The 15288-nt window shown below is 68.6% G+C and carries 12 protein-coding genes; 11 read left to right on the forward strand and 1 reads right to left on the reverse strand.

What is annotated here, in order from left to right:
• Positions 1-341: 341 nt before the first annotated feature.
• From ACIRGB_RS15305 to ACIRGB_RS15325, 5 genes are all read left to right on the forward strand, one after another.
• Complete coding sequence (locus ACIRGB_RS15305; protein WP_403863965.1) at positions 342-2570, forward strand: N-6 DNA methylase; 2229 nt, start codon at positions 342-344, stop codon at positions 2568-2570.
• A gap of 90 nt (positions 2571-2660) precedes the next feature.
• A complete protein-coding gene (locus ACIRGB_RS15310; protein ID WP_403863968.1) occupies positions 2661-4670 on the forward strand; it encodes an N-6 DNA methylase in 2010 nt (669 codons plus the stop codon).
• Positions 4667-5902 (forward strand): restriction endonuclease subunit S, encoded by a 1236-nt coding sequence (locus ACIRGB_RS15315; RefSeq protein ID WP_403863971.1) that lies wholly within the window; start codon positions 4667-4669, stop codon positions 5900-5902. Before ACIRGB_RS15310 ends, ACIRGB_RS15315 begins: the two co-directional genes overlap by 4 nt.
• A 2-nt stretch (positions 5903-5904) precedes the next feature.
• Positions 5905-9102 carry a type I restriction endonuclease subunit R gene (locus ACIRGB_RS15320; protein WP_403863974.1) on the forward strand — a complete coding sequence of 1066 codons (3198 nt, stop codon included), beginning with the start codon at positions 5905-5907 and terminating at the stop codon, positions 9100-9102.
• 111 nt (positions 9103-9213) lie between these two features.
• A complete protein-coding gene (locus tag ACIRGB_RS15325) occupies positions 9214-9882 on the forward strand; it encodes an EcsC family protein (RefSeq protein ID WP_403863977.1) in 669 nt (222 codons plus the stop codon).
• 30 nt (positions 9883-9912) lie between these two features.
• Here the strand turns inward: ACIRGB_RS15325 and ACIRGB_RS15330 are convergent, their stop codons facing one another.
• Positions 9913-10194 carry a GntR family transcriptional regulator gene (locus ACIRGB_RS15330; protein WP_114527915.1) on the reverse strand — a complete coding sequence of 94 codons (282 nt, stop codon included), beginning with the start codon at positions 10192-10194 and terminating at the stop codon, positions 9913-9915.
• Between the two features lie 155 nt (positions 10195-10349).
• Here ACIRGB_RS15330 and ACIRGB_RS15335 point away from each other — a divergent pair, with 155 nt between their 5' ends.
• The 6 genes from ACIRGB_RS15335 (at position 10350) to ACIRGB_RS15360 (ending at position 14555) form a co-directional block, all read left to right on the forward strand.
• On the forward strand, positions 10350-10664 hold the full coding sequence (locus ACIRGB_RS15335; RefSeq protein ID WP_403863981.1) for a hypothetical protein: 315 nt from the start codon (positions 10350-10352) through the stop codon (positions 10662-10664).
• Positions 10661-10924, forward strand: a complete 264-nt coding sequence (locus ACIRGB_RS15340; RefSeq protein WP_403863984.1) for a hypothetical protein — start codon at positions 10661-10663, stop codon at positions 10922-10924. Before ACIRGB_RS15335 ends, ACIRGB_RS15340 begins: the two co-directional genes overlap by 4 nt.
• Positions 10925-11208: 284 nt before the next feature.
• Positions 11209-11559, forward strand: coding sequence for a hypothetical protein (locus tag ACIRGB_RS15345; RefSeq protein WP_403863987.1), 351 nt, complete (start codon positions 11209-11211; stop codon positions 11557-11559).
• A 35-nt stretch (positions 11560-11594) separates the two neighbouring features.
• The gene (locus tag ACIRGB_RS15350) at positions 11595-11807 is read left to right on the forward strand and encodes a hypothetical protein (RefSeq protein WP_403863990.1); all 213 of its coding nucleotides are present in this window, start codon (positions 11595-11597) and stop codon (positions 11805-11807) included.
• Positions 11808-12095: 288 nt separating this feature from the next.
• Positions 12096-13682, forward strand: coding sequence for a protein kinase (locus tag ACIRGB_RS15355; RefSeq protein WP_403863993.1), 1587 nt, complete (start codon positions 12096-12098; stop codon positions 13680-13682).
• A 306-nt stretch (positions 13683-13988) separates the two neighbouring features.
• Positions 13989-14555, forward strand: a complete 567-nt coding sequence (locus ACIRGB_RS15360) for a Uma2 family endonuclease (protein ID WP_403863996.1) — start codon at positions 13989-13991, stop codon at positions 14553-14555.
• The last annotated feature ends 733 nt before the right edge of the window (positions 14556-15288 follow it).

The raw sequence follows: 15288 nt of genomic DNA on the forward strand, positions 1-15288 counted from the left end.
GGTTCCTCCCGTGTGTGCGGTGGGTGGCGACTGCGGTGCGGAATGGACGCGGAGTGGACGGCCCCGAGGTATGGCGTTGCGGCGGAAAGGGGCCGGGAGAGATCGGATGCGTGGCGCGGTACGGCGCCAGGACGCTTCACGGTGCGGTTGCGGAGTCAGGGCGCATGCCGCCAATCGGAAGCGTGACCAGGTAAGCACAACAGTGAAAGCACTGTCAAACACCTTGGCGAACTTGACGACTGTTGTAACGTGTTAACCGTCCCTGTCCGACTGGCCCGAGAGGTGCGGAACTCCACGCCATGCCCCAGCAGCCACCAGCCCGTCCGGCGCCCTCCGCACACGTGACAGCCGCCGAGATCTCCCGCATCGCAGGGGTCACACGCGCCACCGTCAGCAACTGGCGCCGCCGCCACGACGACTTCCCGGCGCCCAGCGCGGGCACGGAAGCCAGCCCGCTCTACGACCTGCCGGCCGTCCAGGCATGGCTGCGGGGACGCGGGCACACCTCAACCGCCTCGCCGACCGAGGAACTGCGTACGGCGCTACGGCTGCTGGGACCCGGCTCGGGTGTGGCCGCGCGGCTGTTCCCCCTGGTGGCTGCCGCGTCCCGCCGCACCCGGGAGGAGCTGGCCGAACTCGCCTCCGTGCCCGACGACCAGCTGCTCGCCCGAGCGGAGAAGGCCGCGGGCGAGCTCCCGGCCACCGTGCCCGAGGCCGAGCCGGTCCACTACGGCCCGGACGACGCGGGCGCGGTCCGCGCGCTGCTGGGCTGCGTCCGTGAGGCGGGGGCCCAGGCCGCCCTCGACGTCCTCGCCGAACGCGAACTGGACGAGGGCGCCGCCAGTGGCGTCTACCAGACCCCGGAGGGTCTGGCCCGGCTCATGGCACGGCTCCTGCCCGCCGACGTGTCCCGCGTCCTCGACCCCGCCTGCGGCAGCGGTACGCTCCTCGCCGCCGCCGCACGGCAGGGCGCGCGGGAGCTGTTCGGGCAGGACTCGCTCCCCGTCCAGGGCCAACGCACGGCGGTCCGGCTGCTGATCGCCGCGCCCGAGGCCGAGACGGCGATCCGCGTCGGCGACAGCCTGCGCGCCGACGCTTTCCCCGACGTCACCGTGGACGCCGTCCTGTGCAACCCGCCGTTCGCCGACCGCGACTGGGGTCACGACGAGCTGGCCTACGACCCGAGGTGGGCGTACGGGGTCCCGCCGCGCTTCGAGTCCGAACTGGCGTGGGTGCAGCACGCCCTCGCACACCTGGAGCCGGGCGGCCACACCGTCATGCTGTTGCCGCCCGCGCTCGCCTTCCGCGCCTCCGGCCGCCGCGTCCGCGCGGAACTCATCCGCGGCGGGGCCCTGCGCGCCGTCGTCTCCCTTCCGGCGCGGGCCGCGTATCCGCTCCACATCGGCCTGCAAATCTGGGTGTTCCAACGCCCCGAGCCGGGCGGCACGGACCGTACGACGGTGCTGTTCGTCGACGGGGAGGGCGAGCAGCCGGACGGCGCCACGGGCACACCGTCCGCCACCGGTACGGCGACGGCGGGTGCCGGCTCCCGCGGCGGCTCGCGCTCCCGCCGGTCCGGCCCTTCCGCTTCCACCCCCGCCTCTGCCGCCTCCGCTTCCTCCTTTGACTGGGCGGAGCTGACCGAGCGGGTCCTCGACCAGTGGGCCGCGTTCACCACCGCCCCCGACACCTACGCCGACGAGCCCGGCGTCGCCCGCGCGGTGCCGCTCGTCGACCTCCTCGACGACGTCGTCGACGTCACCCCGGCCCGCCATGTCCGGGCAACCGCGGCCGACATCGACCCGGCGGCCTTGGCCCGGCGCGTCAACGACCTGCACGACCAACTGGCGGAGCAGGTCGCCGCCTTGGCATCCGCCTCCGCGTCCGGCGGCTGGCAGCCGTCCGGCGCCTCGGCCCGCGAGTGGCGTACGGCGACCGTCTCCGACCTGGCGCGCGGCGGCGCCCTGACCGTGCTGCGGGCGGCGACGCCCGGCACCCGCGGCTCCAAGGGCTCCGCCGCCCCCGCTGTCGACCGGCCAGTCCTCACCGCCCAGGACATCTCCACCGGAAACCCCCCGTCCGGCGGGGCCCTGGACCTCCACGCCGACGCCGCACAGCCCGTCGCCGCCGGGGACGTCCTGGTACGCGCCGTCGCGAGCGGCGGCAACCGGGCCGCGATGACCCGGGTCGCGGACGACCGGGACGCCGAAGCCCTGCTCGGTCAGCACGTCCATCTCCTGCGCCCCGACCCGGCCCGCCTCGACCCGTGGTTCCTGGCCGGGTTCCTCGGCGCCGACGACAACATCGCCTCCGCGTCCACCGGCTCCACCCTCGTGCACGTCACACCGGGCCGCCTGCGCGTACCACTGCTGCCGCTGGGGGAACAGCGGCGCTACGGGGAGGCGTTCCGCCGTGTGTACGAGCTGCGCGCGGCCGTCCGTCGAACCGCCGCCCTCGCCGCCGACACCGCGGCCACCCTGACGACCGGCCTCACCGCCGGCGTACTCCTGCCACCGGACACCCCGGGAAGCCCGGATACTTCGGGCACCCGGGACAGCCGTTCCGTCTGAAACGCCCCACGCGTCCCACCGCGTACGACCACACTGGATCCCTGCCGTCCCCCGCCCGGACGGCGCTCTTCGGAAGGAAGCCGGGACCTCTTGAACAGCAGTAAGCACACGGAGTTGGCGAACCACGCCTGGTCCGTCGCCGATCTCCTGCGCGGTGACTACCGACAGTCCGACTACGGCAAGGTCATCCTGCCGTTCACGGTGCTGCGCCGCCTGGAGTGCGTCCTGGAGCCGACGCGCGAGAAGGTCGTCGAGACGGTCGCCAAGTTCGCGGGACAGGACATCGACACCGGCCACTTCCTGCGCAGGGCCTCGGGCCACTCCTTCTACAACAAGAGCGACCTCACGCTGCGGAAGATCGCGGCCGACCCGCAGAACGCGGCGAAGAACCTGCAGATCTACGTCGGCGCCTTCTCCGACAACGCCCGCGAGGTCCTCGACAAGTACGAGTTCAACCAGCAGGTGAGGAAGCTCGACGGCGCGAACCTGCTCTACCAGGTCATCGGCAGGTTCACCGACCTCGACCTGCACCCCGACGTCGTGCCCAACCACAACATGGGTTACATCTTCGAGGAGTTGATCCGCCGCTTCGCCGAGCAGTCGAACGAGACCGCGGGTGAGCACTTCACCCCGCGCGAGGTCATCAAGCTGATGGTGAACCTGCTGGTGGCGCCCGACGCGGACGCCCTCACCGTGCCGGGTGTCGTCCGTACGGTCATGGACCCGGCATGCGGGACGGGCGGCATGCTCAGCGCCGCCGACGACCACATCCTTGCCCTCAACCCACACGCAACGGTCGAGGTGTACGGGCAGGAACTCAACCCCGAGTCGTGGGCGATCTGCCGGTCCGACCTCATGATCAAGGGCCAGGACCCGGAGAACATCCGTTTCGGTAACTCCTTCTCCGACGACGGCCACGCCCGCCGCAAGTTCGACTACATCCTCGCCAACCCGCCGTTCGGCGTGGAGTGGAAGAAGGTCAAGGAGGAGGTCGAGTACGAGCACAAGTCGCTCGGCGACGCCGGCCGCTTCGGCGCGGGCCTGCCGCGCATCAACGACGGCTCGCTGCTGTTCCTCCAGCACATGATCTCGAAGATGAAGCCGGTGGACGTGAACGGCGGAGGCGGCTCCCGCATCGCGATCGTCTTCAACGGCTCCCCGCTGTTCAGCGGCGCGGCGGGGTCTGGTGAGTCGGAGATCCGCCGATGGATCCTGGAGAACGACTGGCTGGAGGCTATCGTCGCCCTCCCGGACCAGCTCTTTTATAACACCGGCATCTCGACGTACTTCTGGATCCTGACGAACCGTAAGGACAAGGACCACAAGGGCAAGGTCGTCCTGCTGGACGCGCGCGACCAGTGGGTGAAGATGCGCAAGTCCCTCGGCGACAAGCGCAAGGAGCTGGGCGACGGGACGAACGGCCGCCCCGACCACATCGGCGACATCACCCGGCTGTACGCAGAGGCCGCCCAGGTCGCGAAGGACCCCGAGCACCCGCTGCACGGGAAGGTCAAGGTCTTCGCCAACGAGGACTTCGGCTACCAGCGCATCACCGTGGAGCGGCCGTTGAAGCTCCGCTTCGAGGTGACCGAGGAGACGTTGGCGGCGCTGGCGGAGGCCAAGCCGGTGGCGAGGCTGGAGCGGAGTGAGGAGTTCGTCGCGGCGGTGCGTACGTTGCTCGGCTCGTCGTGGACGACGAAGTCCGAGGCGTTCATCGCGCTCAAGGACGCGGTGGTCGCGGCCGGCCTGACGTGGCCGTCGGGAGCGCCGTTCGCGAAGGCAGTACGGGAGGCTGTCGGAGTCCGGGACCCGGAGGGCGAGGTCCAGAAGATCAAGGGCGCGGCTGAGCCGGACGCGGATCTGCGGGACTACGAGAACGTGCCGCTCGGCGAGGACGTCGAGGAGTACCTCAAGCGGGAGGTGCTGCCGCACGTGCCGGACGCGTACATAGACCACACGAAGACGAAGATCGGCTACGAGATTCCGTTTACGCGGCATTTCTACGTGTACAAGCCGCCGAGGCCGTTGGCGGAGATCGACGCGGAACTGAAGTCGCTGGAGGCGGAGATTCAGGTGCTGTTGGGTGAGGTTACAGAATGACTTGGGTTGACACTCGCCTGAAGCACCTCTGCGTCGACTCGGGCCAGTACGGACTAAATATTTCTGCAGAACAGTACAGTTCCTCCGGTGTCAGGCTCATCCGCACCTCGGACATCGCTTCGAACGGGGCACTCAAAGCCTCGACAACAGGCGTTTTCGTAGATGTTCCGCTTGAGCAGCGTCATCGACTCCTGCCCGGAGATGTACTGCTATCACGTAGCGGTACATTGGGCCGATCCTTTCTAGTTCCAGTCGAAGGGAGCGGACAATCCTTCGCTGGCTTCCTCATCAGGTTCCGCCCCAGGGGCGGCGTTGACCCACGGTATATTTATTACGCAACGCAGTCATCTCCGTTTCAGGAGGCTGTGCATTCAGAAGCTGTCTCCTCGACGATCCAGAACTTCAACGCTGACCGTTACGCAAATATCCCACTCCGTGCACCGGGGGCTGAGGAGCAGCGCCGCATCGCTGACTTCCTCGACGCCGAGACCGCCCGCATCGACCGGTTGACTCAGCTACGCAGCCAGCAGGGGGATCTCCTCGATACGCGATTCAGACTCGCACTCGACAAGGCTTTTGAGAATCCCAAATATGAGCCGACCAAGCTGAAGTACCTTTTGGCGGTCAAGCCTCGGTACGGTGTCCTGGTCCCTCAGTTCAGTGATGCGGGTGTCCGATTCATCCGGGTCAACGATCTTCTTGACCTGGCTGGCAGGGCCGACTCGCTGGCGAAAATCCCGGATATCCTTTCAGCCCAATACGCACGGACGGTAACGCGCCCTGGAGACGTTCTGCTCAGCGTCGTTGGAACGATGGGGCGATCCGCGGTCGTACCTCCCCAGTTGGCTGGCGCTAATGTGGCCCGGGCCGTGGCGTCTTTGCGTGCACGCCAAGGAGTCTCACCTGAGCTCCTTGCCACATGGCTGACTACACCCTCTTTTCTTCGGCAGGCGTCGGACGTGACCGCATCGGACACCGCCCAGCCGACGCTGGGTATGGAGGATCTTGCCAACTTCCGGTTGTCGTGGCCCGACGATGAGCGAGGCCGAGACGAGCTGTTGGAGATCACCTCGACAATTCGTCGGTATCAAAGGGAACTCACCAGGGTTCTCGAAGCCCAGCGTAGGGTGCTCGCCGAGCGCCGCCAAGCCCTCATCACCGCCGCAGTAACCGGCCAGCTCGACGTAACCACCGCCAGCGAGCGCAACGTAACGGACGGAGTCACCGCGTAGCCATGAGCCCCATCCACACGGAGTCCGCCTTCGGGGATGCCATCGTCGCCGCCATGGTCGAGCGCGGCTGGCGCGAAGCCCGCCCGCAGGATTACCGGGCCGACATCGGCCTGGACACCGACCAACTGTTCACCTTCATCGGGGCGACCCAGCCCGACGAGTGGAACGAGCTGCTCACCGTCTACGGCGGCGACCCGAACGAGGCGCAGCGCGGGTTCGCGACTCGCCTCGACCAGGCCATCGCCACCAACGGCCTCCTCGACGTGCTCCGCAACGGCGTCAAGGACCGGGGCGTTCTCCTCCGCGTCGCGTACTTCAAGCCGAACCTCGTCGCCCACGATTCCGTGCTCGACGGTTACCGCGCCAACCGCCTCACCGTCGTCCGCGAACTCGAGTACGCGACGAAGCAGGCCGACTGGGGCAACAGGCTCGACCTCGCCCTCTTCCTCAACGGAATCCCCGTCGCCACGGCCGAGTTGAAGAACCCGCTGACCAAACAGGGGGTGGAGCAGGCCAAGGAGCAGTACCGCACGGACCGCGACCCGACCGAGCTAATCTTCACGCGCCGGGTCGTCGCGAACTTCGCCGTCGACCCGGACCTGGTCTTCGTGGCCACCCAGCTCAAGGGCAAGAACACCCGCTTTCTCCCCTTCAACACCGGCTCCAACGGCCCCGGTCAGCCGGGCGGCGCCGGCAACCCGGCCCCCACCGCCTTCGGTACGTACGCGACCTCCTACCTCTGGGAGCAGGTCTGGCAGCCGGACAACTGGCTGGACCTGCTCCAGCGGTTCGTGCACCTGCACAAAAGCAAGACGCCCGGCGGCAGCACCACCAAGACCATGATCTTCCCCAGGTTCCACCAGTGGGACGTGGTCAAGAAGCTCACCGCGCACGCCGCCACCCACGGCGCCGGCCACGACTACCTGGTCATGGCCTCGGCCGGCTCGGGCAAGTCGAACACCATCGGCTGGCTCGCGCACCGCCTCAGCGACCTGCACACCCCGACCGACCCCCGCGAACTCGACCCCGAGGCCGTGGCCAAGGGCCTCAAGCCGGGCGTGCCGGTCTTCGACAAGGTCATCGTCATCACCGACCGCCGCAACCTGGACGCCCAACTCCGGGAAACTGTCGGTAGTTTCGAGCAGACCGCAGGTCTCGTCGTGAAGATCGACGAGAAGCACGGGGCGAAGGGCGAGCAGCTCGCCAAGGCCCTCTCCCGCGACACCGGGAAGATCGTCACCGTCACCCTGCACTCGTTCCCGGCGCTGATCTCATACATCGAGCGCAACCCCACCGAGATCCGGGGCAGCCACTTCGCGATCATCGTGGACGAGGCGCACTCGTCGCAGTCCGGCGACGCCGCCAAGGACGTACGGGCCGCTCTGCGCGATCTCGGCCTCGACTCCGACTCGGACGACGCAGGCGCGACCACGGTCAAGGCCAAGGGTGCCACCCTCGACGAGCAGCTCAAGAAGCGGGCCGAGCAGCGTTCCCGCGCCGCGAACCTCTCCTACTTCGCGTTCACCGCCACGCCGAAGGCCAAGACCCTCGAACTCTTCGGCACGCTCCAGGACATCGACGGCAAGGCGGCCTACCGGCCCTTCCACACGTACTCCATGCGGCAGGCGATCGAGGAGGGCTTCATCCTCGACCCGCTGCGCAACTACGTCACGTACAACACGTACTGGAAGCTGGTGAACCAGAACCCGGACGAGCGTGAGGTCGACCCGTCGAAGGCGAACGGCCTGCTCGCCCGGTACGCGCTGACCCATGACTCAACGGTCGCCCAGCACGCCCAGGTGATCGTGGAGCACTTCGTGGCGCACAGCCGGGGCCGTCTCGGCGGGCGGGCCAAGTCGATGGTGGTGACCGCCTCGCGGCAGTCCGCCGTACAGATGGCACGCGCCATCAAGAGTTACATCAAGGACCGGGACTACGACACCAAGTACCCCGACCTGGGTGTCCTCGTAGCCTTCTCCGGCTCCCTCACCATCGACGGCGAGGAGACCACCGAGACGAAGGAGAACGGCGGGCTGTCGGAGAGCGCGCTGCCGAAGGCGTTCGCGTACACGCGCGCCGACGACAAGGCCGCCCGAGCCGGCGGTCCGGGCCAGCGCGAGTACAAGATTCTCGTCGTGGCGGAGAAGTACCAGACCGGCTTCGACCAGCCGCTCCTCACGACGATGTACGTCAACAAGTCACTGACCGGCATCTCCGCCGTCCAGACCCTGTCCCGGCTGAACCGGACCGCCGAGCGCAAGACCCAGGCCGACCTGGCGGTCCTGGACTTCGTCAACGACGCCGAGGACATACAGGAGTCGTTCCGCCCGTACTTCGAGGAGGCGAACACCCTCCCCTCCGACCCCAACCTGCTCTACACCGCGCAGAGCCGGGTCATGCAGGCGGCGATCCTGTCCGGGCAGGAGATGGACGAGTTCGCCGCCGCGTACTTCGCCGCCAAGGAGAAGGCGGCGGGCTCGCAGTCCAAGTGGGAGAAGCTGCACGCCGAGCTGTACCGGCTGCTCTCCCCCGGCGTCGCCCGCTTCACCGCGCTGCAGGACAGCGACGACGAGGACGACCAGGAGACGGCGGAGGGCTTCCGCGCCGACCTCAACGACTACGTCAGGAAGTACGGCTTCCTCGCGCAGATCGTCCCTTACCGGGACGCCGAGCTGGAACGGCTGCACCTCTACGGCCGCTACCTCCTCAACCGGCTGCCGCGCCGCGCGGACGGCGGAGTGGACATAGGCGAGGTCGACCTCAGCCACATGCGGGTGGAGAAGACCGGCGAGTACGACGTCTCCCTCACCCCCGAGGGGCCGGCGACGATGCCGGGCTTCGGCGACGGCTCGGGCGGCGCGAAGGAGGCGGAGAAGTCTCTGCTCTCCGAGTTGATCGAGAAGTTCAACGAACGGTTCGGCACCGATTTCACGGAGCAGGACTTCATCCGCCCGTTCGAGGAGGCCACGGCCGACCCGAAGGTGAAAGCGGCGGCCGTCGTCAACGACGAAGCAAACTTTGGCCTTGTCTTCGACAACGTCTTCGCGGACAAGATGGCCGACCACATCGACACCATCGCGGGACTGGGCCGCCAGTACTTCGGCCCCGACAAGGGCTTCAAGTCCAGCCTGGACCGCAGCGCCCGCAAGGCCGCCTGGCGAATGATCCGCCGCGAGGCAGGGCTGGACGACGACGTCTGACGTGTACGCCCCGGCCAAGGGGGCGGCCGGGGCGTTCTTCGAGAGCGTCACCAGCACTGCCGGAAGTACGGGTTGCCCTCGCCACGAGGTGCAACAAATGGGGAGGGGAAAATGAGCAACGCAGTGGACGAGACCGAAGGATCTCGGCTCCAGAAGGCCGTCGAGACGATGGTCATGACACCGGCAGCGGCCGCCAAGGTCGTGGACGGTTACCGTGCGACCTTCGAGGACAAGAACGAGCGGAAGCCCGAGAGCCTGGAGGACAAGCGGCGGATCGCGGCCAAGATCATAGGCCGGTACTCCAAGATGTCGGCAGCCGCTGGAGCCGTCACCGCCGCCCCTGGCGTGGTCCCGGGGGTCGGGACCGCGGTCGCGATCCTGGGCGGTGGCGCCACCGACGTCGCCTTGGCGCTCAAGCTCCAGGTCGACATGTGCATGTGCCTGGTCGAGGTGTTCGAGACCGAGCTGAGCACCGAGGACAAGAAGCACCTCGCCTTCACCCTCGCCCTGGCGGGCTCGGTGGAACAGATGGCGTCGAAGGGCGGCAAGGCGGCGGTGCAGAAGATCGCCCAGAAGCTGGTCTACCAGTACCTCGCAGGGCCCGCCCTGGTCACGATCAAGCAGTTGTTCAAGAGGGTGTCCATCACCTTCACCCAGAAGGCGATGGCCAAGGCGATTCCGGCCGGCGTGGGCGTCGCGTTCAGCAGCTCGACCAACTACGTCCTGACGAGGGTGGTGGGCAGGGTTGCCGTCGCCGTCCTGGCCAAGGATGTGAAGTAGCGGCGCCGCATCAGGCCCGACCGGGCTTGGCTATGCGGAGGGGGCGGGAGTTTCGGGCGAGGGCGGCAAGGGCTCGGCGACGAACCAACCCCGCTGGGGTACGGCGTACACCCAGCCTTCTTCGGCCAGCAGGCCGAGCCCCCGCCGCACGGTCGTACGCGCGATCCCGTAACGCTGCACGAGCTGAGCCTCACTCGGCAGCATCCGCCCAGGCTGCCAGTCACCGCGCTGAATCTGCCCACGCAGGATCTCGGCCAGTTGCCGGTACGGGGTCAGCGGGGCGCCATGGTCGATCTCAGCATCAGGGTTCATGGACTTGACGCTAGGCAAGCCGACTGATGCACGCTCTTCGAGATACGTCTCGCTACGAATCGATACAAGGCGATACAATGACCCAAAGAAACGCCCCGGCAGGAAGGGTCAGAGCTTCCACGCCGGGGCTGAGCCGACTGACAAGGAGTCGACCTATGCGCAGCCTACTGGCCGCGATTTTGGCCCTGTTCCTGCCCGCCCGGGGTGCCCATCGCGCCGCAGCGCCGCCACCACTGCCCCACACCTCCTGTCCGACCGCTCCGGAACCCCCGCCCGTGATCACGAGTCCGCACCCGGCGGACGTCATCACCGCCGACGGCATGCCCCTGGTCCGGCCGTACGTCGTCGAATGGGAACGCGAGCGGGACGAACTTGACCGGCGCCGTCTTCAGCGCGAGCGGCGCCGGGCGGCGGTCCTGGCGTCGCTGGGGCAGGACTACGTTCCGGTTCCTTGGGAGGTCGCCGCATGAGCACGAGTACTCCGCGTCTGCGCAGCCTCGGCCGCGACCCGGCCACCGGCAAGGAGGCCCTGGCGGTCACGCGCCCCGGCGGCCGTCTTGAGGAGCTGGCCGACGTGCAGGCCCTGAAGGCCGCCGCAGTCCTGGTGACGGTCGTCGGCGCAGTGCTGGAGGTGGGGAAGGCGTCGGACGCCGAACTTGCCGCCTTCATCACGCCGTTGCACGCCGCGCTCGAAGAATGCGTCGGCATCATGGCGGTCGACAGGGAGTGACGGCGTAGCGGCAGTTCGGCCGCGGGGCCGGTGGCGCCTTCTGCTCTCCCCCGCCGTCGCCCGCTCCACCGCGCTGCTCGAAAGCGAGGACGAAGACGACCAGGAGGCGGCGGCGGGCTTCCGCGCCGACCGCAACGACTACGTCAGGAAGTACGGCTTCCTCGCGCAGATCGTCCCCTACGGCAAGCTGGCGGATGATCCGCCGCGAGGAGGGGCTGGACGACGACATCTGATGCGTGTGCCCCGGCTGGATATGCTGGCCGGGGCATCTCTTGGAGGACATCGTGAGCACACAGCCCGACCACGGCACAGAGCTGATCCCACGCCCCGCGCGAACCCCCGAGGCCCTCCGGGCTGCCCTTGCCGCCATCGCGCCGGAGCGGCTGCCCGAAATGGACGCCGATCAGCGCAAGGCCGTCGCCGCCGCCATCGAGCAGAGCAGCATCAAGCCCCTCCAGCTCTTCATGATCGCGTGGGCGGCCAACATCGAAATCGAGCGGTTTCCCGAGGCGGCGCGTGAGTTGCGCCGTGCCGAGTACATGGCCAACGCAGCCGAGACTCTTGAAGAAAGCCGCCGCTACGTACGGATCTCCGGCGACATCATCCGCGCCGCGTACAAGGCGGTGGCCGAGTGACCTGGAGATGGGAGTACGACCCTGGCGAGGAGTACGTGGCCGGCGGAGCTCCGCCGGCCTTCATCGCCGAGGTCGAGAAGAAAGCCGACGAGCTGATCCGCGCCGCTGAAGCTCTCCACCTCGACGGCACGAGGTCCGAAGGCATGGGGCCGAAGAGCGAAACCGTGGATGTCCCCGGAGGCATGTTCGTCTTCCTGATCATCCCCCGGTTTGAGTGCGGCTACGTCCTCCAGGTCACCTGGATCTGACCCCAGCAGGTGTCCCCCGGCTCTTCGGAGCGGGGGCGTTTTGCTGTCTCGGCTGACCGTGCATGACGTGAGGGCCCAGCCGCCCGCGCGACTTGGCCCAACGGCGGTGGTGAAGGAACGGCTCAGACGGCCCGGTCGGCGGGATGCCGACCGGGCGGCGCGCCCTCCTGCCCGTCGTTCACCACCGCGCCCGAGCGCTGTCGCACCGCGACCGCTGGACGGCATCCTGACGCAGCGGTCACACTTGACCCCTGACCGTGACTGTTCATCACGCACACCGGGGGCAAGGTGCCGCAGGAGGCGATCTCCGACCGTTACGAACTCCTGGAGGAGCTGAGCCACGGCGGCATGGGCGACGTGTGGCGCGGCTACGACGCCGTGCTCGACCGGCCCGTCGCCGTGAAGCTCATCCGGCAGGCGTCGGTCACCTCCCCGGAGCTGGCCGAGGAGTTCGCCAAGCGCTTCCGTCGCGAGGCCCGCATCACGGCGCGTATCCAGCACCCCGGTGTGCCGCAGGTGTACGACGCAGTGCTCGACGCGTCGTACGAGCGGCTGTTCCTGGTGATGGAGCTCGTCGACGGCGTGCCGCTGTCCGCCTACCTCGACCCCGGCCGGCCGCTGCCGGTCAGCTGGGCGGCCGCTGTCGCCGCGCAGGTCGCGACCGTGCTGTCGTACGCGCACGACGTGCCGGTGATCCACCGAGACCTCAAGCCGGGCAACATCCTCGTCGCCCGCGACGGCACCGTGAAGGTCCTCGACTTCGGTATCGCGGCGATGCTGCGGACGGACGTCACCAAGCTGACCGCCACCGGCAGCCCCATCGGCACTCACCAGTACATGTCGCCCGAGCAGGTCCGCGGCGGACGCATCACCCCGCAGACGGACCTGTACGCAGTCGGCTGCGTACTGCACGAACTCCTCAGCGGGCGGCTCGTGTTCGAGGCGGAGAGCGAGTACCTGCTGATGTACCAGCACGTCAACGCCGCCCCCACCCCGCTGCGGCAGCTGCGGTCCGACGTCCCGGAGGCGCTGGAGGAGCTGGTCCTGCACCTGCTGCGCAAGGCGCCCGAGGCACGGCCCGCCGACACGCAGGAGGTGTACGCGCGGCTGCTGCCGTTCCTCCCACCGCCGGGCAAGGAGCCCGGCACGGCCGATACGGGGCCGGCCGGTGCGCCCGACCCCACGGGCGTGTTCCGTCGCCCCTTCGCACCCCGCGCCCGTGCCCAGGCCCCGGCGCCCGGTGGTCCGGCGCCGACGGCCGTCCTCCCGGGGGTCCAGCCGGTACCCGTCCCCGCCCGGCTGCGCGAGGACATCAAGGAGGCGTACGCCCACTCCGACGCCCTGCTGGAGGAGGAGCGGTTCACGCAGGCCGCCGAGGTGCTCGGCGAGGTCATCGAACCCGCCGCCCTCGCCCTCGGCTCCGAGAGCAAGCAGGTTCTGGCTCTGCGCCGCCAGCGGGCGGCGATCCGTCTCCTCGGCGGCGACTACCGGGCCGCCCTGCCCGAGTTCGAGGCCCTCGCCGACGCCTACGCCCGCATCGCCGGACCCACGGGCGAGCAGGCCCGCGCCTGCCGCGCCCAGGCGGCCCGGTGCCGCGCCGAACTCGGCCAGGTCACCGACGCGCTGGCCGCGCTCCAGGGTGTGCTGAACGTCGTGCGGGCCGTCGACAGCGACGTGAGCGAGGAAGCCGTCGAGCTACGGCACAACATCGGGATGCTGCTGCTCGCCCAGGGCCGAACCGCCGAGGCGCGACACGTCCTCGAACCGCTCCACCAGGACATGTGCATGGTGTTCGGCCCGGAGGACGAGATGACCGTCGAGATCGCCGAGGCGCTCGCCGTGATCCGCCTCGACCTCGACGGTTCGGCTTCCTGACCCGCTTCCTCCAGAGACAGCATCGCCGAACCCATGCTGCTCTGCGGCCGAGGGTCTCGCGACGGTCATGTCGCCGGGTGGTTCAGCGCTCACCACGGTGGCCGCCAGGTCAGTGGTGCCGCCGGCCGTGTTCCGATCCTCTGGCGACGAGTCCACCGCGCCGGTCTCCCCCTTGTCGTGGGCTTGCTGGTCGGACGTCGGCCGACGGGAGGGAGCGTGAGCGAAATCAGCGTTCCGGAAGGACGGCAGACAGCACGCTGAATCCAGCGGGACCGGGCCCGCGGCACGATGTCCGGGCGGTGCTTCGTGACGGCCGAGACGGTGGCCCCGGCGTGGATGCATGAGCAGATCACGGCGGACGCGTACGAGTCCTCGTCCGAGGAGCAGTGCCCCGGCATCGAGGTCGTGGACGGAATGGTCGTCGTGCGTCCCAGTGCCTCCAAGCGGCACAGCCGGCTGGCCCGCATTCTGGCGAACGCCCTGGATACCGCCATGAGCCCGGAGTGGAACGCCGACACGGACTTCGACGTCCGGCTTCAGGACGTCCCGCTCACCAACCGCCGCCCGGACGTCGTCGCATACCGCGCAGACACCATCGACGTCACCCCGACCCGCCCTGAGCACGTGCTGCTCGTCGCGGAGGTGGTGTCACCGGGCTCGGAGACCACCGACCGGATCGTGAAGGTCGACCAGTACGCCAAGGCAGGCATCGGCTTCTACTGGCGGATCGAGCAGGCCGCGACAGGCGTTCCCCTCGTGTACACCTACGTTCTCCACCCCGCGACGAAGACCTACCGGGACGGAGACGTCTTCACCGGCGTCCTCAAGGTCGCGGCCCCCTTCCCGGTGGAGATCGACCTCGGCCAGCTCTGACCCACGCGCTGATCAGCAGTCGGCGACGCGTGAGCGATGCGAGAGCGGACGGCCCGCTACAGGGCCGGCGTGAACCGGATCAAACAGCTTGCCGCGCGGTTCTGACCAGGGAAAACAGCACCCTACGGCAGCGCCAGGCAGTCCTCGGCAGGGATTCGATCCCACTCCTAAAGCGGGTGTCGCAGGTTCGAATCCTGCCGGGGGCACAGCAGTTGAGCAGGATGAAGGCCCCGGAAGCCGCAGGTCAGCAGCCATCCGGGACCTTTCTCTTGCCCTCGGCGCGCGGTCTGGCCACACCCTCGCTACACCTCTGTTACAGCCTCACTACCGTGCGTCGTCTCCTAAGAATCGCCTAACCGATCAAGGTGTCGTCACAGGTGAGTCCCGGCATCTACCCGGTAGCAACCGGCACATCTTGGCGGCGGCAGGACCCTGAGCCCCGGGGCGCGCATGAGGGACGTCCCTCCTACGTCCGGCAGCACGACATCCGGGCGTTCGCGGCGGGCGAGTTCGGCGGCCTCCGCTCCGTTCGCCGCCTCGCCCACGGCCGTCATGCCGGGCGTGCGGTCGACGAGGATCCGGAAGCAAGCCACACAGCCGCCCGCCGGACGTCGTGACCCGGGAGGCATGGATGTGGTCGGGTTCGTCATGCTGACGACGATGGCTTCACCGTGCGTGCGGGATGTCGGACCAAGGCCTGAACTGCGGGGTCATACCTGGGTCTGACCCTGGC

The sequence above is a fragment of the Streptomyces sp. NPDC102490 genome, assembly GCF_044765285.1.
Lineage (GTDB): Bacteria > Actinomycetota > Actinomycetes > Streptomycetales > Streptomycetaceae > Streptomyces.